The organism is Bradyrhizobium sp. GW821-FHT12B03 (assembly GCF_058807535.1).
Map to the genome: position 1 here is coordinate 1 of NZ_JBXAQU010000039.1, position 20,440 is coordinate 20,440.

Consider the following 20,440-nt stretch of genomic DNA (forward strand, 5'->3'; position numbering starts at 1 on the left):
CCCCGGATCAGCGCCAAAATCTCGTCGCCGTCACGCTCCGCATCCGACTGCCGCTTCAAGACCAGCACGCCGCAGCCTTCGCTCCAGCCGGCGCCGTCAGCACCGTCCGAGAAGCTCTTGCTTCGGCCGTCGGGCGCGACGGCACGCAACCGGCTGAACTCCACAAATACCGACGGCGTGCTCATCACCTGCACACCGCCCGCCAGCGCCAGATCGCACTCGCCCTGCCGCAGCGACGCGCACGCCAGGTGCAGCGCCGACAGCGACGACGAGCACGCCGTATCGATCGTCATCGCCGGACCTTGCAAACCCAGCGCATACGACACGCGGCCGGAAAGCACACTGCTGGCCTGGCCCGTCTCAGTGTAGCCATCCATCGACTCCAGGGAGATGCCGCTTTGCCTGTAGTCGCTTCGCATCGCGCCGAGATAGACACCCGTGCTCGATTCATTCAGCGATTCCGGTGGTAGCCCCGCCCGCTCCAGCGCCTCCCACACGACCTCCAATACCAGCCGCTGCTGCGGATCCATCGACACCGCTTCGCGTGGCGCGATGCCAAAAAAGCCCGCGTCGAATTGATCGACGTCGTGCAGGAAACCGCCTTCACGTGCGTAGCTCTTACCTCGTGTCTCCGGATCTGGATCGTACAGCGCACGGCTATCCCAGCGCTCCGGAAACGGTCCGATCGCATCCCGCTCTTCCGCGAGCAGCGTCCAGTAGGCCTCTGAATCTTCTACGCCGCCAGGCGCGCGGCACGACATTGCAACGATTGCAATCGGCTCGTCCCTGGTGCGCGCCCGCGTCGAAGCTGTTCCGGCGGGTACATCCAGTTCCGGAAAGATTTGGCGCAAAAGCAGTGCCGCAATCGCCTCCGGCGTCGGATAATCGAACGCCAGCGTCGTCGGTAGCTTGATCCCGACCTGCACCGACAGGCGGTTGCGCAGCTCGACCGCCATCAGCGAGTCCAGCCCCAGCCCCTTCAACGGTGCATCGGCGGACACTGACGCAGCATCGGGCAACGCCAAAATCGCCGCAATGCTCTCCTGCACCAAAACCACGAGGCTTCCGAGGCGCTCATTCTCGGGCAGCCCGCTCAGGCGACGGCGCAAGGTCGATGCGACCGGGCCCCGCACCGCTGTGCGACGCTCGGAGATTTCCCGCACCTGCAAAGGTGCCGCGGCTTGTTCAACGTGATGCTCGAGCGCAGGCTCGGCCGCAGTCCGACGGAGCGTCACACATCCCACCGTTGCGACCGGCTGTCCCTTCTCGTCCCACAACACCATCGAGGCCGACCTTTGCTCCGAGCTTTCAGACCTGCTCAGATCAAGACGTATCCTCAACTCGCGGGCCCCGTGTGTGTGCAGCCTCACGTCCGACCACGAAAATGGAAGCGGCATGCTGCCTTCGGCCGCGGCAAAACACTCCGCCGCAAACACATGCAAGGCGGCATCGAAGAGCGCGGGATGAATGCCATTCTCATCGGCGGGAGACTCCGCGCCGGCGGGCAGAGCCACTTGCGCATAGATCGTCTCACCGCAGCGCCAAACTCCGGTCAGTCCCTGCAAAGCCGGCCCGCAATCGAGTGCCTGCGCACTCAGCCGCACATAGAGATTCGAGATGTCGAGTTGCGTAGCTCCTTCCGGCGGCCACGCCTCCAGAGGCAGCCCAGCGGAATCTTCCCGGCCCGCCTCCTCGGCTCCCGCAAGCACGCCCTGCGCGTGGAGGATCCAGCTGTCCAACCCCGTGCTCGATGCCTCATCCTGACTATGGAGAGAAAAGGCACGATGCCCCTGCGCATCGGCAGCCTGCACCTGAATCTTCACCCGCGATCCGCTCGCGGTCGAAATCAGCAGCGGCGCGACGAGCGTCAACTCGAACACTCGCGGACTGCCTACGGCGAGTCCCGCCGTCAGCGCCAGTTCCAGCAGCCCGGTCCCAACCAGGGAGACGCGATCGAAATCCTTGTGATGCGCTGACCAGGGATGTTCCGACAGCGACAGTCGGTAACTGATCAACGCCGAACCGGTTAACAGGTCATACGTTGAGCTGAGATGCTGCATGGCGACCAATCACGTCAAAAACAAGTAAGCTACAACTCGTACTGCTATTCATACGGCTATCCAGAAGTCATCGGCCACCAAGCGTGGCCCTTCGATGCGCAGTGCTGGATTTTGAACTTCGTCCGGGCGGCCTCTCCTTCACATTCGTTGCAGGCTTCGACGAGTCACTCAGGCTGTTCGAGTTGCTCAACCGAACTGAACGATGCACCTGTCAGCGATCGGCCTTGCAAAACGGAAAACCAAGCACAGCCCTGATTGGGTCACAAGGCGCATGTGGGCGTCAACAATTTTACAGGCGAGCCGATTCGCCGGCATCGGAAGCAAACTAATACGACGCCGCGAATTCGAATGTGACGCGGGCCACATAAACAGCGTCGAGTTTTGGGTGGTCAGGGTGATGGAACCGCAATCTAGACCCTCCGCAGTGAACCCGCTGCTTCAATTCTTGCGGCTAAAGCTACAACAATATCTGCTTCAGCCCGAACTTTTTTCGACTTTCATGTCGGACATCATCCGAAGATCCTGTTCGGCGACCAAATTCCGCCGGGATCAATTTCCACTTTAATGGATTGCCAGTCTAATTATACTTGTTCCCAGCGTCCAGACGGGACCGACGTCGTTCGAGCAGGCACGACAAGCAACGCCGAGAGGAGTCGAGGTGCCGGGATCCCTGTTTGCCACCAGTGATCTTCACAGCTCATTCTCGGAGAACAGGCGTGTCATCGAGGAAATGCGTCCGGACTCGCGCGACGACTGGCTGATCGTCGCCGGCGATGTGGACGATACATTCAGCAAGATCGAGCAGACGCTCTCGCTATTGCGGAGCCGGTATGCGAAGGTGATCTGGACGCCCGGCAATCACGATTTGTGGACCCTTCGTGACGACCCGGTCCAGCTGCGAGGCGCGGCCCGCTACCAAGCGCTCGTCCAGATGTGCCGCGACAACGACATTCTGACGCCTGAAGACGAGTATGCGATCTGGCCGGACCCGAGCGGCCCTCTGACGATCGTGCCGCTGTTCCTGCTCTATGACAATTCCTGGCTTGCGCCCGGGACAAAAACAAAAAAGGAATCCCTGGCCTACGCGCATGAGACCGGGGTGGTCTGCGCCGACGAGGTGCTGCTGCATCCGTCTCCTTATCCGGATCGAGAATCCTGGTGCAGCGCGCGGCTGGAAGACACCGAACGTCGGTTGCTCGCCCTGGCGCCGGACGTGAAGACGGTCCTTGTTGGACACTGGCCGCTGATCCGCCAGCCAACCCACGCGCTGCGATTTCCGGAATTCGCGCAATGGTGCGGCACGACCCGTACCGCCGATTGGCATATTCGCTTTCGCGCCAGCGTCGTCGTCTATGGTCACCTGCACATCCCGCGGACGACCTATTACGACGGTGTCCGGTTCGAGGAGGTCTCGATCGGTTATCCGCGCGAGTGGAGCAAGCGCAGCAAGCCGCCAACGCCCAGGAAGGTGCTGCCGGCATGATTGAACAGCTGCTGCCGCACGGCGTCGTGGCGGTCGAGACTTTTGAGGATGTGCCGGGCCAGCAGAGTTTTCCGGGAGAGGAAGCTCTCGTTGCGAACGCCGTCGAAACCCGTCGCCGCGAGTTCATGACAGCGCGACGCTGCGCGCGCGACGCACTCGCCAAGCTTGGCTACGCCCCGGCCCCGATCCGCGCAGGCCCCAGGCGCGAGCCGCTGTGGCCGGAGGGCATCGTCGGCAGCATAACTCATACCACCGGATTCCGGGCGGCCGCGGTAGCTCCACATAGCGTGGTTGCGAGCATCGGCATCGATACCGAACGGAACGACCGGCTGCCCGACGGCGTCGAGGACTCCATCACAGTTCCCGGAGAGCGCGAGATGCTAGCTGCGCTGTCGCGCGCATTTCCGGCGACGCACTGGGATCGGCTGCTGTTCAGCGCGAAGGAATCCGTCTATAAGGCTTGGTATCCTCTGACAGGCCGCTGGCTCGGCTTCGAGGACGCACGACTGGTCATCGACCCGGTAGGCACGTTCGCTGCCAAGCTGCTCGTCGATGGCTCCCGAATTGACGATGGTCCACCGCTCGTTGAGTTTTGCGGTCGGTTTGTAATTGCGCATGGCCTAATTGCGACTGCGGTGACGGTGCCTTCCAATGCTATCGCACCTTGCTCACGACCCGATCCCTGAACCGTGGCGCCTGTATAATCGACGCATATGTAGCCGGCGAGGCCGACGGAACTCGGCGATTGATGTCGCAATACTTTTTCTGCGTGGAAATTTTGAGGCCATCAGCCATGAAGCAAGCCGTACTAGCGATCATCTGCTACGCCTTGCTGGCAAGTCCGCATTCGGCGAGGGCGGACGCAGTTTTCGACCAGGACATGGCGAGCCGCTATCTACGGGCGGCGCAGTCCGGTGACGACGAAGCTCAGTTCTACCTCGGCGCGCTCTATTCGGCTGGCGTCGGCGTGGCGCGGTCCGACCAAGAAGCGTTCCGCTGGTTCAGCCGCGCCGCCAATCAGGGCCATTCGCACGCGATGCTGATCCTTGCCGGCCTCTATGCCACCGGACGCGGCGTCGAGAAAAACAATGCCGAGGCCTATAAGTGGGCCTACATCGTCAACGGCGCCTCCCGCGTCGACGAGTTCCGCAACGGTTCCAGCCAGCTCATGGGCGTCCTGGAGAAGCGGATGAACTCGGACGATGTCTACAAGGCCAAGAGCGACGCCGGAAAGTGGCGCGCCGTGGCAACCAACATGCCCGCCCCGATTACGCCTCCGGCGGCGGACTATTCACGCGCGGCCCCGGTGCTTCCCGCCCAAACGGTGACTGGCGCAGCCCCTGCCCCCACACCCCCGCCTCCGCAACCATCCAAGCCCTCCAGCGATGACAATCCGCTGGAAGCGCTCGGCAAGAACATCTCCAAGGACGACATCCACGACTTCCTCAAGCAGATGCCCGGGCTGCGCAAGAAATTCGGCTATTAGGCAACAGAAACCGCGATGAGCATCTTTCGCATATTGGGAATTGCCGTCCTCGCGGCTGCCGCCGGCGCCGGTTATTACGGCTACACAAACTATTACAACCTCCAAACGGTCACGACCAGCATTGCGACCACTGCACCCGTCTCGGAAGCGATCTATGGCACCGGCACTGTCGAGCCCGCGCGCTGGGCCAAGGTGGTGCCGCTTCAGCGGCGGCGCCTGATCGACCTCTGCATCTGCGAGGGGAAGACGGTGAAGGCGGGCGAGGTGCTCGGTCGCCAGGATGACGCCGAGGAGCGCAATGCCCTGAATGAATTGCAGATATCAGGCCAGCAGGCGGACCGCGATCTCGATCGCGCCACGAAAGACCGCACCAAGGACGACGCGACGCAGAAGGAATATGAGCAGCGCTGGACCCGCGTCCAGGAATACAAGAGCCGAATTGCGGCCCAGCAAACGAGGATCGACCAGCTCGTGCTGCGCGCGCCGCTCGATGGCATGGTGCTACGGCGCGACGGCGAGGTTGGCGAGATCGCGGGCCCCACCGATGTGCTGTTCTGGGTCGGGCCACCGCTGCCGATGCAGGTCGTCGCCGAGGTCAATGAAGAGGAAATCAGCCGCATTGTGGTCGGCCAGAAGGCGCTTCTGCGCAGTGAAGCATTCCCCGCACAGGCGTTGCGCGCCAGCGTCTCGCAAATCACGCCGAAGGGCGATCCGACCCGCAAGACCTTCCGCGTGTATCTCCTGCTGCCCAACGATACGCCGCTGCGGATCGGCATGTCGGTGGAAGCCAACATCATCTTCCGTGAGAAGCCGTCGGCGACCATCGTTCCGGCCGAGGCGGTCTCGGGCGATTTCGTGCAGACCGTCAACAACGGCCGCCTCGAGCGCGTGCCCGTGCGCGTCGGCATTCGCGGCAGCCGCAATGTCGAAATCATTGGCGATATCTCGCGCGGCATAGCGGTGCTCTCGCCGGCCCGACCCGACCTGGCCGACGGGACACGGGTCCGCATCGACACGAGCAAGCAGGCAGCCTCGCCGCAGGAGATGGAACCCGCCGCAGCGCCGGACCCGGTCCAAAGCAACCGGATCCCAAGCAGCCAGATCCCAAGCAGCCAGCCGCAGGTCTCAACGACAGTCCCCGCGCTGCCGGTCTCCCCCAGCGTCAATCCGGATGATGCGGGAATCTCGTCGGCGATTTCCGCCCATATCGACTCCGTCGTCAACGACGCCCGGCGTAACGTCGGGAAATTCGCCAATCGCTGATCGGACGCAATCGGAATGGCCAGCAATCTCCTCGTCAACATCGCCTGGACCCACGTCACGACCAGGGTCAGGCAAACGCTCGTCGGCATGGCGGGCGGGGCGATGGGCGTCGGCTTCACGATCATGATGGCGGGGCTGATGGAAGGCTCCCAGATCGACTTCCTGCGCCAGCTCGTCGACACCATGCCGCACGTGACCGTGCAGGACGAACGACGCGCGGCGCCGGTGCAACCCGCCGAGCGCGAATACGGCGCGGTACAGATGTCGAGCGTCGCCAACGTCAACAACCGCCCCGGCATCCGCACTCCGAATTCGATGATGGCCTCGCTCCGCGCGTGGCTTCCCGGCGATGTCGCGCCCTCGGCGCGGACCAACGCGATTATCGATCACGGCGGTCGCGTCGGCATCACGCTGATCGGCATCGATCCCCAGCTGGAGGTCAGGGTGTCGAAACTCGGCTCGCAAATGCAGGAAGGCCAGGTCAGCGACCTACAGCGCGCGCCGAACGCGGTTATCATCGGCCTCGCACTGGCCGACAAGCTCGCGATCAAGACCGGCGACACCGTGAGCCTGATCAGCGGCCAGGGCACGCAGGTGAGCGCAACCGTCGTCGGCATCTTTCGCTCCGGCATCAAAAGCGTCGATGAGGGACAGATCTACGCGACGCTCGGCACGGCCCAGGTGATGATGGGCCAGAGCGGCATCGTCAACGAGTTACATGTGCGGCTGAACAACCCCATCCTCGCCGATACGATTGCGAAGCGGATCGAGGGGCAGATCGGCTACAAATCCGTGTCGTGGCAGGAGGCCAATTCCGACCTGCTCTCAAGTTTCGCGGTCCGCGACTTCATCGTGCTGACGGTGATGGGCGCGATGCTGCTGACGTCGTCCTTTGCGACCTACAACATCATCTCGACCATCACCAACGAGAAGCGCCAGGACATCGCCATCATGAAGTCGCTCGGCATGCGCGCGACGTCCGTGCGCAGCATCTTCATCATGGAGGCCGCCATCATCGGCCTCGTCGGCATGATTGCCGGGTGGGCCATCGGCTATGCGCTTTGCTATGGCTGGTCGCAGATCACGATCTACAACTCGTTCACCGGAACCAACGTCCCGATCTCGATCTATTATTCGCCGCTGCATTACATCATCGCCGGCGGCATCTCGCTGCTCTGCTGCACGGGCGCGGCCTTCTTCCCGGCGCACAAGGCGACGCGGGTCCATCCCGTCGATATCATCCGGGGCGCCTCATGAGCGAGATTGCGTTGCAGGCGGTCGGACTGGTGCGGCGGATCGAGGGCGCGATCTCACACACGCTGGTCAACGGGATCGACCTCGCGGTCAACAAGGGCGAATTCGTCGCCATCACCGGGCCCTCGGGCTCGGGCAAATCGTCGCTGCTCTATCTGCTCGGCCTTCTGGACGCACCGACGGATGGCGAAATCATCATCTGCGGCCAGCCGACCTCGAAATTGTCCGACGACGGCCGCGCCCATGTGCGGCTGACAAAGTGCGGCTTCGTGTTCCAGTTTCACTTTCTGCTGCCGGAATTCACTTCGCTCGAAAACGTGCTGCTGCCGATGCGCGCCGAGGGCAGGATGAGCGAGAAGGACATGCAGGCACGCGGGCTCGATCTGCTCGGATCGCTTGGGTTGACGGATCATGCCCAGAAGCGACCGAACCAGCTCTCCGGCGGCCAGCGGCAGCGCGTCGCGATCGCGCGCGCACTCTCCAACCGGCCCGAGATCATCGTCGCGGACGAGCCGACCGGCGCGCTCGATACGTCTTCCACCGAGCAAGTATTCGACATCCTGCGCGAGATCGCCGATCAGGGCCGCACCGTCGTGGTCGTGACCCACGATCCCGCGCTCGCCGCCCGCGCCGACCGCCGCTTGCATATCGTGGACGGAAAGATCGCGCAGACGTTCGAGAACCAGAAGCTCGCGCCGGAACCGGTGGTGGCTGCGCCGACCGATCACTGACTTTCCTGTGCATTTCGCGGCCGACGCTATCGCCCCAAGGCTGGTTTTCGATGGAACCCGAACCAACGGGGTCCGCCGCGCATTGAATTGCGCGGGCGCTTCATAGTTGCGCAGGGCCTCATTGCAACTGCAGTGACGGTGCGTTCCAAGGCCGGGACAGATTGATCGCGCCTCAGCGCTCAATCCCGAACCTCAGCGTCAATAGAGCAGACCAAATTGTAGCCGGCTGACGCGACCGAAGTCGGCTATCGATTCCGCGATGCTTACTAGAGCGTCGGCGGGAAACAGCTAGTTTGCCTCTTTGTTAATCGACAATGCTTCTTGGATGGACATTGTTGCATCAGACCTCGTCGAGAACCGACAACTAGCCAGCGCTCATTCTGCTGCGTATATTCTTGGAGAGGATTATGAGACGTATGTCACATCGCAGATGAGCATACTGTTTTAAAAGAAGAAGAGTGCCTTCGATATCTCGACCTTCGATTTTTCACTCGAAAACTTTTCATGGTCCGGTGCAACATGCGGTTGTTGGTCATAGATAACTACGACTCGTTCACCTACAATCTCGTTCATCTCCTCGCCGAGATCTCCCAAGAGCCACCACTCGTCGTGAAGAACGACGCGATTAGCTGGGATGAGCTCAAGGAGAAGCAATTCGATGGAATTGTGATTTCACCAGGGCCTGGGCATCCGGAGCAGCCAGAGGATTTCGGGCTCTGCAAACGCGCTATTGAAGAAACCAACGTGCCGCTGCTCGGTGTGTGCCTTGGTCATCAAGGCATCGCCGCACTCTCAGGAGGTCGGGTCGTTCGAGCGCCCGCGCCAATGCACGGACGAACGTCTCTCATTCGACATAACGACACCGGAATCTTCAAGGGGATTCCTTCCCCCTTCAAAGCAGCTCGATACCATTCGCTGGTCGCACAACAGCCCCTTCCCTCGTGCCTGGAAGTGACGGCCTGGACGGAGGACGGCCTGATCATGGGGCTTGCCCATCGCGATCGGCCGCAATGGGGTGTTCAATTTCATCCCGAGTCCATCATTACCGAGCACGGCCGGAAACTGTTGGAAAATTTCTGTCGGATGATCGATCCGTCACGAAGCCGCCCGAACGGCCACGACAAGCCATTGAACGGCACTTCACTGAACGGCAAGTCATTGAATGGCACGTCACTGAACGGCTTCGCTCACCGGAAGGAGCTGGAGGCATCTCGCAAGCGAACATTCTGGAGAGAAATTCCTCGCGAGATCAACATGGAGGACGCGTTCACGTCGCTGTTTTCCGAATCCCCCCATGCCTACTGGCTCGATAGCAGTCTCGTCGAACAGGGCCGGGCGCGCTGGTCCTATGCAGGCGATGCGTCGGGTCCGAACGCGGCCTGCATTCAATATCGATGCTCGGACAAGCGCCTCGAAATAACCAATCGTACCGGCACGCACATCAGGCACACCGGGATTTTCGAATATCTGGAGCGGATAGAGCCCAGCCGCCCCGAACCAGCTCCTCCCTGTCCGTTCGTGGGTGGATACGTCGGATGGTTTGGCTATGAGCTCCGGAACGACTGCGGTTCGCCGACAGATCGAAGCGCAGCGACGCCGGATGCGATGTTCATCTACTCGGACCGCTTCATCGCGGTCGATCACGTCGAGAAGAAAACCTATGTCTTGGCTGTCGACGAGCCGGCCAATGCGGATCGGGCGAAAAAATGGATTGATCACACCATCACGACGATCGAACAATCTGCTCCGCCGGAGATGCCCGAGGTTCGGAACATCCCAAATGAACCCATCAAGTTCTTCCTCGACCGCGACAAGGAGACCTACCTGTCCGACATCCGCCGATGCCTGGACTTGATACAGCAAGGCGAGACATATCAGGTCTGCCTGACCAACGAATTGCATTGCAACTCCGATGTGGACCCGTTGACGCTCTATCGAACCATGAGGAAGGTCAATCCGGCCCCTCATGCTGCATTCATCAAATGGCCCGAGGGCGCCGTCCTGAGCGCCTCGCCCGAGCGTTTCCTCGCGATCGACACCAACGGGAAAGTCGAGACCAAGCCAATCAAGGGCACGATCAAGCGCGACCAGGATCCATCCAGGGACGACCAGCTCGCCGAGCAACTGAGAACGAGCGAGAAGGATCGCGCAGAAAACGTCATGATCGTCGATCTGCTGCGAAACGATCTCTCGCGAAGCTGCAGCCCCGGCAGCGTTCGCGTGCCCAAGCTGTTCGATGTGGAGACATATCGCACGGTTCATCAATTGGTCAGCACCGTGACCGGCACGCTGGAACCTTGCGCTGGTTCCGTCCAATTGATCCGGAATGCATTCCCCGGCGGCTCGATGACCGGAGCGCCCAAGACCCGCACCCTGCGATTCATCGACGAATTGGAAGGACGAGCCAGAGGCGTCTATTCAGGCTCGTTGGGCTGGCTGGGCAACGACGGGGCGGTCGACCTGAGCATCGTGATCCGAACTATCGTTGCGAGCGGCGGACGTCTATCAATGGGCGTCGGAGGCGGCGTGGTGGCCGCCTCAACGGCAGAGGGCGAATTCGACGAAATGCTGCTGAAGGCGGCGGCCTCGATCAAATCCGTCGTCGTGGCGCTCACCGGCGGGTTCAGCCCGGACCGATACGAACTCATCGGGGCGGACGAAACAGACGGCGCGCCGGCGAATCCAAATTGATGGTTTGCGGGATGTTCGTATGAGCGCTGTCTGGCTCAATGGAGATTTTGTTGATCAGAGTGAAGCTCGTGTGCTTGTCGCAGATCGAGGCTTCACTCTGGCAGACGGCATTTTCGAAACGATCAAGGCTGTGGGCCCTACGCCCTTTTGGCTGTCCGAACATTATGAGAGACTGAAAGCCGGAGCAGCCGAGATTGGGCTGACGATCCCTTTCAGCGAGAACCGTATCGGCGATGCGATCGATCGATTGCTGGCGGGCGCAACCGAAGATTCTCCAAGCGCAATCCGATTGACGGTCACGAGAGGACCAACGGCCAGAGGGCTGTGGCCGAAGGAAACTGCTTCACAACCGACTTGCGTCCTGACCGTAGCCCCCAGTCTCGCCACGTTTCCGCAGGCTTTTGTCGTCTGTCGATCCACGCGTCGAAACGAACACTCTCCTCTCTCGAGGATCAAGTCGCTGGGCTATGGAGACAATATTCTGGCCCGCAGGGAGGCAATCGATCGCGGCGTTGATGACGCCATCATGCTCAACACGGAAGGGCATGTGGCGTGTGCAACCGTCGGCAACATCTTCCTCAGGATCGATGGCGCCTGGGTGACACCGCCGAAGGCAGACGGGATATTGCCCGGACTGGCTCGCAGGCGCTTCATCGCAGAACTCGAGGCTGCCGAAGCGTCCCTATCCAGTGACGCGCTTCGGAAGACGGATGCAGGCTTCGTTTGCAACAGTCTGGGGTTTTCACAGATCAAGAGCATCGATGGCCGTGATTTGCCCGGCGATTTGACCAGGATTCCGGTCAAGGCCGTCTATTCGCCGTAGCGAAACCCATGCCGGACAGTTCACGCCGGATGTGGGCTTGCCCCATGTGCGTGCTTGTCGATGGCATCGATGATCTCTGGCCATATCGACGTGGGGATCGCGTGGCCCATGCCTTCGACGATCATGAGCTTGGCGCCGGGAATGGAAGCCGCGGTATCCTCACCAGCCTTCGGATCGACCAGAGGATCGGCAGTGCCGTGAATCACCAGTGTCGGAGCCTTGACCTTGCCCAGTCGTTCCTTGCGGCTTCCGGATGCGAGGACGGCCCGAATCTGCCTGCCGACGCCGGCCGGATTGAGCCCGCGATCAAAGACACGTTCGGCACGGGACCGGTCGAGGGCTTCATCCTCGGGAAAGCGGCCAGCCCGGAGCACCTTCCAGTTTCGTTTAAAGCGCGCGATGAATTTGTCGCGGCTCGTGGGTTGCGGCTCCGTCAGCAAGGAGACGGCCTCGTTGCTCGGCTGCGGCAAGTCGGGATCGCCTGTCGTCGACATGATCGAGACTAACGAACGCACGCGTTCGGGGAAAGTAATCGCGATTTCCTGGGCGATCATGCCACCCATGGAAGCGCCGACCACATGCGCCGAGCGAATGCCAAGCACGTTCATGAGCGAGATGGTGTCCTGGGCCATGTCGCGCAGAGTATACGGCGCGGCGGGCGGGATGTTCAGAAATCGCACCTTCAGCATTTCCCAGAGCGTCAGGCGCTTGCCGCCGGCAAGCCTGGAAGATTGGCCGGTGTCGCGATTGTCGAAACGGATGACGCGAAATCCACGCGCTGCGAGCTGCTCGCAAAAGGCGTCGTCCCACTGCACCATCTGGCCGCCCAGCCCCATGATCAGCACCATCGGCTCGGCGCTGGCTTCGCCGAAGATTTCGTAACAGATGTCAATGCCGTTCGCCTTGGCGATCCGTGGCGGCTTATGGGGGACTAACACAGCGAAGCCTTCCGCAACTGCTTCCAACCTCCTGCAATGCTCCGCGCTGCCGCATTGTTCCCATTGCGCCCTCCATGAAACACGAGAAGAAGGCGCGTCCGGCTCACAGGCGAATCCTCGGATTCAGTATTTCGTTGAGTGGCGGATCAGTCCCACGCCGTCACGCTCATGGTGCGGTTGAAGACCTCACCGAAGACAGACGAACTCTCGTTTGAGCGACAATCGTGACCGAGCTAGCTCGGGCAGGCCGACGTGTTCGGTTCATTCTTCCTGGAGGAGAATTGGCTCTTCAGCTGCTGAATTTCGTTCATCGCTTCGGCAAGTTGAGCTTCACGCATTGCGAGCAGCCGCCGAAGCGTGCGAACTTCTTCGTCCGTTGATTGAGAATCCATGCGCGTCTCTCCGATGCGATAATATGTCCTATGAGTGTTGGGCAGACGGCCTTACAGAAACACCGAAAATTGTTCTCTCCGTCCTCCGACGCAGCCATCAGCTTGAAAATCTGTCGTCACCAAGAAGCGCCCCTCTCTCCGACAGGTTGCAGTTGACCAACGAGCGTCTGAGGAGTCTTAATTGCACGCGCTATATTTCCTCTCTCAATATTGCTCCAATGCTTGGCCCCTGGATAGAGTTTCGCCCGGAACGCCCGAATGCGCGGGCACGTGTCTTATGCATCCCCTTTGCCGGCGGGAGCGCCCAAGTTTACCACACGCTGGCGCGAAGCATGCCCGAAAACATCGAGGTTGGCGCGGTCCAGTTGCCGGGACGCTGGAATCGCAGGCGGGAGCCTCTGTTGACCAGGGTCGGCGAAGCATCCCGGATCCTGGCTGGCGAAATGGCACGACTGTCGCGGATTCCTTACGCCCTGTTCGGCTATAGTCTCGGCGGGCTTATTGCTTTCGAAACCGCCCGTATCCTGGCGCAAGACGCAGATCTGCAGCAACCGCGCGCGCTGGTCGTGGCTGCAGCCGAAGCACCGGCGGAGAGGCGAAGCCGCCCACATTTGCACGCGCTTCCTGATGCCGAGTTCATCAAGAAGCAAATCGATCGGTATCCCGGCGGCATCTCTCCGGCTGTTCTGGCCGAGCCCGATCTTGTCGAGATGCTATTGCCTGTGCTCCGGGCGGACACGAAGATGTTCGAGACGTACCAGTACACGCCCGGACCGGCGCTTGCTTGTCCCATTTACGCGATGGCTGGAGAGCATGACCTCCTGTGCACGCCGGCATCAATGGCTGGCTGGGAAAAGGAAACGAGCGGGTCGTTCTTTAGCGAAACAGTCGCAGGAGATCACTTCTTCATCAACAACGCCGTCGATCGCGTGCGTGCGACGATCATGCGAGCTCTCGATTGACGAGCCGGCATCAAGCAACGCCCTGATCCGACAAGGGGTGAACTTCATCGACGGCGTCGCCTCCCTCAGCCGCGGGCGGAGCTGTGCGGTCCTGCGCAGTCGCCGCGCGCAATTTGAAGCGCTGAATCTTGCCCGTCGCGGTCTTCGGCAATTCGGTGCGGAATTCGATCCAGCGCGGATATTTGAAGGTCGCGAGCTGCTTACGGCAATGGTCACGCAGCGCGAGCGCCATTGCTTCGTCCGGTCTGCCGGAAGGCTTGAGAATGACGAACGCCTTGGGCCTGATCAAGCCATCCTCATCGGGCCATGCTGCGACCGCCGCTTCGAGCACGTCAGGATGACTGAGCAGCGCGCCCTCGACCTCGAATGGCGCGACATAGATACCGCCGACCTTCATCATGTCGTCCCGGCGCCCGCAGTACACATAGTAGCCGTCCTTGTCCTGCATGTATTTGTCACCGGAACGGGTCCACGCGCCCAGAAAGGTCGAGCGGGATCGCTCGAGGTCGTTCCAATACATGATCGCGGACGTCGGCCCCCGAACCTGCAGCTCCCCCATCTCACCCTGCGGGACAATGGCGCCGGTCTCGTCAACGAGACGAAGCTCGAAACCCGGCACGGGCTTGCCACTGGTGCCCGAGCGCATTGTTCCCGGGCGGTTGGCCAGGAATGTGCTGAGCATCTCCGTCGAGCCAAGCCCGTCGTATATGTCCAGGCCAAAGCGTTCGCGCCAGGACTGCGCAATAGCGACCGGAAGCGCCTCCCCTGCGGACAGGCAGCACCGAAGCCTCACCGCCTCGCGTTCCACGGGATCCGCCGCCAGGAACGCCGTATAAAACGTCGGCACCGCAAAGAACACGGTAATGCCGTGCACCCGCATGAGGTTCGCGACCGAGTTGGGAGTCGGGCGCTCCGACGCCAGCACCGTCGTGGCGCCTACCGAGAGAGGATGAATCATCGAATTGCCCAGGCCATAGGCGAAGAACATTTTCGATACCGAATGGACGACGTCGTCCTCGGCGAGGCCGAGCACCTGAGCGCCGTAACAAGCGGCGGTGTAGCCCAACGTGGCATGGACATGTACGGCGGCTTTTGGCGTTCCGGTCGAGCCCGAGGTGTAAAGCCAGAAGCAGATCTCGTCGTTGACGGTCGGCGCGGTGTACTCGGTTACAGCGGCCGCTTGCAGGGCGTCCTCGAAGAGCGCGTGCCCGAAGCTCTGGCTGCCCGACACGAGAATGTGTTCAAGGTCCGGAGATGCATCGATCAGATTTGCGAAGAGCGGGTAGAGCTCCTCCGAAACGATCAGCAGGCGGGCGCGGCTATCCTCCAGTATGACGCGATATTCCGCTTCGCTCAGCAGAGTATTGACGGGTATCGCGACCACCCCGGCCTTGACGGCGCCAAGAAAGGACGTCGGCCAATCGATCGTGTCGGTCAGGCAAATCAGGATGCGTTGTTCGCTCTGAATGCCGAGGCCGCGCAACAGATTCCCGAACCGGGCGACCCGCTCCGCAAGCTGGCCATAGCTCCAGGTCCCACGCGAGTCGATATAGGCGGCCTTGCCGCCGCGCCCCGCTTTCAGATTTCGGGCAAGGACGTCTTCGGCGAAATTGTAGAGACGCGGCACGGGCGTGTACGCGCCGCGGTCGACGTCCCGATCGGGAGCGTGCAGGACTTGAGTATTCATGCTCTTCACCATGGACCTTATTCGAACACGGCGCGCGCGGAACCTTCCGTGCGTCAGATCACGTTTTGACCTTCCGGATGTAGCGGATTTGCCGCTGCATGAGCAGCAGAGAAACGACTGCAGCCGTCATGAAGCCGAAAACGATCCAGCGATTGCCCACGCCCACGATGTCGTCCAGGAGCGACATGTCACCCTTCGCGGCCAAATAAGCCGCCACACAAAAGGCAACGGCCCAGATTCCGTAAAGCACGGCCCTCGTCTGCATGCTCTTCAAGGCTGGGTTGAAGAACTGAAACGATGCCGTGAGGCTGCTTGCGTCGGACAGCAAACGGCCCGTCCGATGCTTGGACGCGAGCACGACTTCCGGCCAGCGATAAAGCCCCTCCCTGACATCGGAAACAAAACCCCGCGTAAAGAATTCAGGCAAGTCCGAAAGCCAGTCATAATCGGGCGCCAGTTCGGAAACGACGGCGTCGACGGTCATGATCGTCTTGTAATAGATGCTCAGCTCCTGCGGCATCAGTATCTTGTGACGTCGCGCAATCGTCATGGTGCCCATCAGCAGATCGGTCGTGAGCCGCCGCACGTTCGCTCCGCCAATATCCAGGGACAGTCGATACATTTGATACGCGATGAAGAACTCCTCCCGCGCCTGCCGCAGGTCGGTATCCTCCGAGGGAACGAGAAGTTTGAAATTTTCCACGACGGCCTGCTCGATGTTCCTCCGATACAGGTGAATGAAGATCTTGGAGAGTGACGACCGGAACTCCCTGGACAGCCGTCCGGTCGCACCAAAATCCACAAATCCGATCTTGTTTCCGCGGAGCACGAAGACGTTGGCGGGGTGGGGGTCCGCGTGAAAGATCCCATCACGAAAGATTTGGTTGTAGATCGACCAGAAGTAATTTCGCGCGATCGTCTTGAGATCGTCGGGTTGCAAGTTCAGATCGCGCAAGGCTTCGGGATCCTTCGCCCGTACCGCGTTGCCGACCTCCAATAGCGAGATGCCCGTCAGCAGCTTGGTGGCCAGCACGCGCCTTGAACAAAACTCGAAACGAACCTCCGCACAGCGCTGAATCGGGTCATGCTCGGATCGCACTTGTATCCGAAAGCTGTTCTTTGCCTCGGTGGTGAAATCCAGCTCCTCACGACTCCACTTTTCGAATTCTTCAGAGAAAGAACGAAGCGCGCTTCCTCCCAGCGAGTCCATGAGGCCCACGAGGAAGGATATCATCCGAAAAATGCGGAAATCAGCTTCAAATTGCCCCTGGACACCGGGCCTCTGCACCTTGACTGCGAGCTTCTCGCCATCGTGCGCGGTCGCGATGTGGACCTGCGCGATCGAAGCGGTTGCGTGCGGAACAGGATCGAACGATGCAAACAACTGCTCAGGAGACGAACCAAGCTCCCGCAAGATCACTTCACGGATCGCCTCGTAGGGAACGGTCGGAGTCTGGTTGAGAAGCTTCAACAACTCGGCACAATATTCAGTCGGCAGCAAGTCGAACCGCAGCGCGAGTGCCTGTCCGATCTTCATCCAGGCGCCCCCTAAATCCTCCAAAAAGAGGCGCAGACGCACTTCGGGCGGAACCGCTACTTTTCCTGGCCAGAACTTGGGGCGGATATAGAAACGCGAAGCAGCCGCGATAATCTGGCAAAGACGGCGCGCGCCCAAAAACACGTGGCCAATCCCATCGAACAATTGCTAATCACTCATCACGGTCAGATCGCGACCGACAATATTTGCCAAAACTGAGATTTAGCACGATGCCACCGGATTTGTACAGCCTCGCCCCGAGAGGCCATCGTAGCACACGTTGAGTGACGACAGATACACCGAGCATCACAGTTCAGCCGAACACGTCTCGCCACAATCGGCTTGCACGCACTTGCAGCGGAACCTAGGATTGCGACAGCGAGAGCCCGCCTCAAATTTGCGCAATGGCGGATAACACGCGATGGAGCGGCTGCTCGATATGTTCAGAACGATAGCGCGCCTGTTCCAACTGCTGCTCTTGCTGGCGCGCCACCAGCTTCCCGCGACATTGTCCTTTCGATCGAGCCCGCAGAAATCGGCACGCGCCCTGCGCGTATTGTTTGAGAAACTGGATTTCACTTTCGTCAAGCTCGGTCAGGCTCTGGCTCTCCGCTTCGACCTGTTGCCGGCGGACTATTGCCAGGAACTCCTGCTGATCACCAACGAGGTCGCCGCAGAAGAGTACGCGGCAATTCATCAAATCATCGTCGAAGATCTCGGTCGTCCTCCCGAGGAGATTTTTGCGACGTTTGAGCGCGCGCCATTTGCAATCACGTCAAGCGGACAAATTCACCAAGCGAAGTCTCGCGGCGGCGTGCGCCTTGCCGTGAAGATACAAAATCCGGCGATACGAAAGAAATACGCTGCAGACATCCGCTTGATGCACTGGCTGGCTGCGCCACTCGACTGGGTAGGGGCCTTTGGAGCAAACTCGGTTGCCGCCTATGTCAATGAATTTGAGCACGCTCTGTTTTCGGAACTCGATCTCGCGGACGCGGCGCGCAATGCCATTGTCATGTCGGAGTTATCGAAGGACGACGAAGCCGAGTCCGGCTTCACCGTGAGAGAAGAATACACCGCCAAACGCATTTTGACCTGGGAGTTCGTCGACGGGATACCCGTCCAGCGGATCTTGAACGCAATCAAGCAGGATGACCGCCAATACCTCGAGAGACTGAAAGACCAGCACTACGATCTGCGCCTGATCGCCCGACGCATCTACTGGAGCACGCTCAACCAGATTTACCGGGACGGTCTGTTCCATTCCGACCTCAGTCCTGCCGGCATACTGGTCCTGCCCGACAATCGAATAGCCCATGTCGACTTTGCCGTCGTCGGACGGTTCACCGAGGAGCACCAGGATTCGTTTCGATTTTTCATGCAATACGTCCTTCGAGAGCAATTTGACGACGCGATCGACGAGCTGTTGCGATGGATCGAAGCTCCGCCGAACAGGGACCTCGCCGGATTTCGCCGAGATATGTCCCTCGTATTTGAAGACTATCTGGACGGCTTCCGCAGTCCCGTCGGAAGCGTGACCTGGCTGGCCGCCAGGCATGTCGTGGTTCGGATGATGTCCGCAGTACGAAAACACGGCTTGTCCATTCCCGCTACGGTCTCGCTGTACTTGCGAACTTTGCTGACACGGGATGCGATCGTCTTCGAGCTCTCGCCCAACTGCAATCCATTGACGGACGAGGCGCGATTCATGGTACGCGCCGCCCGCATCGACGTTGGCGAAACATTCGGGCAGCGGGAACTGATTGGAAGCGTTACCGAGACCTGGGGAGAGACCAAGGATATCATAGCGAATGTAAGCAAGCTGCTTACGTCCGGTCGATCGATCGAAGTGTCGCTCCGCATGCTGCAGGCTCGCCTCCTGCAGTATGGCATTTGGACAGCCTTGATCGGCACAATCGCATCTCTTGGCTTCCGGGAGAATGCATTCGCGAGCCTGAATGCCGCCCTCGGTGTCGGGCCATATTTCATTCCGGGAACGCTGCTGTTCTGCGCCTTCATTTTTATGCTGTTGGCTCTCCGTCAGGGGCGCAAGCTTGCTGCTATCGAACAATCTAATGTGATCGGGCAAGAGGTGAGCCAGCGCAGTCTCGGGCGTGTGCGGTAGCGTTCTTCACTCGGCACAATCAATCCTGTCGTGAGGCGACAGTTCGCGTGTCATGAGCAGCTGTCCCGCCAGCATTCGCGCTATCTTCGATTCGGAAGTGCCGCGGCGATGGAGCAATCCGCGCCAACGAACGGGGTCCACGCGGGGTCTCGCACACGGCGAAGTGTGACCCAAAGCACAAAGTCGCCCCAAGCGACGCTCGAACATGATTTTCGATCCGCACCTGCGCGACCGGGGCGGATGGACAAGTCTTTAGGACATGCTATCTTTTGTCGACCCATATTGGAGATCGTTCATGAGCAAGGCTTCGACGGAGTCCCGGCGTTCTGAAAGCGATACCTTTAACGAACACGAGCCGTGGGCGGTACACGATTCCGACATCGCAGCTTGGGCCGAGCGCGAGAAGAAGCGCCGGCAAGCGTGGCTCGAAGGGCCGAATGAAGAAGAAAAGCAGGCATGGGCTGATGCCGAGCGGCAACGCCGCAAGCGTCAGTACCGGGAAGATTTGTTAGACATCGATCTTTTCGACATTGATCTCGAAGAGGGTCGGCGAATGGCTGACCGGATGGCCGATCGGATGATGGCCGGCTTTACAAACCGGATGGTTGAGACACCTCTTCGCAAGCTGGGCGACCTGCTGCGCGAGGGACGGAATGCCGAGTCTCGTTCGAGGGAACCGTTGCGCAGGCGTCGCCGGGTCCACCCGGACGATATTGATTGAGGATCATTGCGACACTTGTGTGCGAGCACCTCGGCTCGCACACAAAGGGCGTTATCTGGCCAGCGACGAATAAGCAGCTCGTTCAGGTGTCTGGACGGGCATTTTCTTTGGCGATCGGCGAGCCGGAGCCGGTCTTGACGTAATCTCTCGGTCTTGTGCGTGGCGGTCACATCTCGCGAAACCGAATGCGCCTGCGGCGCGCAGGACCAAGTCACAGTCGCGTAAAACCGCGCTGGAGAAGTGTGTCATAAGTCACATAACTTTGCAGCACCCTCCGATTATTTTTA

General features: G+C 60.3%; 16 protein-coding genes. 11 read left to right on the forward strand and 5 right to left on the reverse strand.

Going from position 1 to position 20,440, the window contains the following annotated elements; translation table 11 throughout:
• On the reverse strand, window positions 1–2,060 hold a 2,060-nt coding region (locus AC1RUR_RS37845), incomplete at its 3' end, for a beta-ketoacyl synthase N-terminal-like domain-containing protein (protein ID WP_492853220.1).
• A gap of 658 nt (window positions 2,061–2,718) precedes the next feature.
• Between AC1RUR_RS37845 and AC1RUR_RS37850 the strand changes: the two genes are divergently transcribed.
• From AC1RUR_RS37850 to AC1RUR_RS37885, 8 genes are all read left to right on the forward strand, one after another.
• On the forward strand, window positions 2,719–3,543 hold the full coding sequence (locus AC1RUR_RS37850; RefSeq protein WP_492853221.1) for a metallophosphoesterase family protein: 825 nt from the start codon (window positions 2,719–2,721) through the stop codon (window positions 3,541–3,543).
• Window positions 3,540–4,229 (forward strand): 4'-phosphopantetheinyl transferase family protein, encoded by a 690-nt coding sequence (locus AC1RUR_RS37855; RefSeq protein WP_492853222.1) that lies wholly within the window; start codon window positions 3,540–3,542, stop codon window positions 4,227–4,229. The genes AC1RUR_RS37850 and AC1RUR_RS37855 overlap by 4 nt, the downstream gene beginning before the upstream one ends.
• A 62-nt stretch (window positions 4,230–4,291) precedes the next feature.
• Window positions 4,292–5,029, forward strand: a complete 738-nt coding sequence (locus tag AC1RUR_RS37860) for a tetratricopeptide repeat protein (protein WP_492853234.1) — start codon at window positions 4,292–4,294, stop codon at window positions 5,027–5,029.
• 15 nt (window positions 5,030–5,044) lie between these two features.
• Window positions 5,045–6,292, forward strand: coding sequence for an efflux RND transporter periplasmic adaptor subunit (locus AC1RUR_RS37865; RefSeq protein ID WP_492853223.1), 1,248 nt, complete (start codon window positions 5,045–5,047; stop codon window positions 6,290–6,292).
• A gap of 15 nt (window positions 6,293–6,307) precedes the next feature.
• Complete coding sequence (locus tag AC1RUR_RS37870) at window positions 6,308–7,549, forward strand: ABC transporter permease (RefSeq protein WP_492853224.1); 1,242 nt, start codon at window positions 6,308–6,310, stop codon at window positions 7,547–7,549.
• Entirely contained in the window at window positions 7,546–8,277 is a 732-nt protein-coding gene (locus AC1RUR_RS37875; protein WP_492853225.1) for an ABC transporter ATP-binding protein, read from the forward strand. Before AC1RUR_RS37870 ends, AC1RUR_RS37875 begins: the two co-directional genes overlap by 4 nt.
• 519 nt (window positions 8,278–8,796) lie before the next feature.
• On the forward strand, window positions 8,797–10,968 hold the full coding sequence (gene pabB / locus AC1RUR_RS37880) for an aminodeoxychorismate synthase component I (RefSeq protein ID WP_492853226.1): 2,172 nt from the start codon (window positions 8,797–8,799) through the stop codon (window positions 10,966–10,968).
• 19 nt (window positions 10,969–10,987) lie between these two features.
• Window positions 10,988–11,791: an aminotransferase class IV gene (locus AC1RUR_RS37885; protein WP_492853227.1), complete on the forward strand. Its 804-nt coding sequence runs from the start codon at window positions 10,988–10,990 to the stop codon at window positions 11,789–11,791.
• A 20-nt stretch (window positions 11,792–11,811) separates the two neighbouring features.
• Here AC1RUR_RS37885 and AC1RUR_RS37890 read toward each other — a convergent pair whose 3' ends face one another.
• Entirely contained in the window at window positions 11,812–12,756 is a 945-nt protein-coding gene (locus AC1RUR_RS37890) for an alpha/beta fold hydrolase (RefSeq protein WP_492853228.1), read from the reverse strand.
• Between the two features lie 206 nt (window positions 12,757–12,962).
• A complete protein-coding gene (locus AC1RUR_RS37895) occupies window positions 12,963–13,121 on the reverse strand; it encodes a hypothetical protein (RefSeq protein ID WP_492853229.1) in 159 nt (52 codons plus the stop codon).
• 218 nt (window positions 13,122–13,339) lie between these two features.
• Here AC1RUR_RS37895 and AC1RUR_RS37900 point away from each other — a divergent pair, with 218 nt between their 5' ends.
• The gene (locus tag AC1RUR_RS37900; protein ID WP_492853235.1) at window positions 13,340–14,083 is read left to right on the forward strand and encodes a thioesterase II family protein; all 744 of its coding nucleotides are present in this window, start codon (window positions 13,340–13,342) and stop codon (window positions 14,081–14,083) included.
• A gap of 10 nt (window positions 14,084–14,093) precedes the next feature.
• Here the strand turns inward: AC1RUR_RS37900 and AC1RUR_RS37905 are convergent, their stop codons facing one another.
• Both AC1RUR_RS37905 and AC1RUR_RS37910 read right to left on the reverse strand, forming a co-directional pair.
• Window positions 14,094–15,782 carry a benzoate-CoA ligase family protein gene (locus AC1RUR_RS37905; protein WP_492853230.1) on the reverse strand — a complete coding sequence of 563 codons (1,689 nt, stop codon included), beginning with the start codon at window positions 15,780–15,782 and terminating at the stop codon, window positions 14,094–14,096.
• Between the two features lie 46 nt (window positions 15,783–15,828).
• Window positions 15,829–17,472, reverse strand: coding sequence for an ABC1 kinase family protein (locus tag AC1RUR_RS37910; protein ID WP_492853231.1), 1,644 nt, complete (start codon window positions 17,470–17,472; stop codon window positions 15,829–15,831).
• Window positions 17,473–17,728: 256 nt separating this feature from the next.
• Here AC1RUR_RS37910 and AC1RUR_RS37915 point away from each other — a divergent pair, with 256 nt between their 5' ends.
• Window positions 17,729–19,432, forward strand: a complete 1,704-nt coding sequence (locus tag AC1RUR_RS37915; protein ID WP_492853232.1) for an ABC1 kinase family protein — start codon at window positions 17,729–17,731, stop codon at window positions 19,430–19,432.
• Window positions 19,433–19,727: 295 nt separating this feature from the next.
• Window positions 19,728–20,153: a hypothetical protein gene (locus AC1RUR_RS37920; protein WP_492853233.1), complete on the forward strand. Its 426-nt coding sequence runs from the start codon at window positions 19,728–19,730 to the stop codon at window positions 20,151–20,153.
• Window positions 20,154–20,440: the final 287 nt, after the last annotated feature.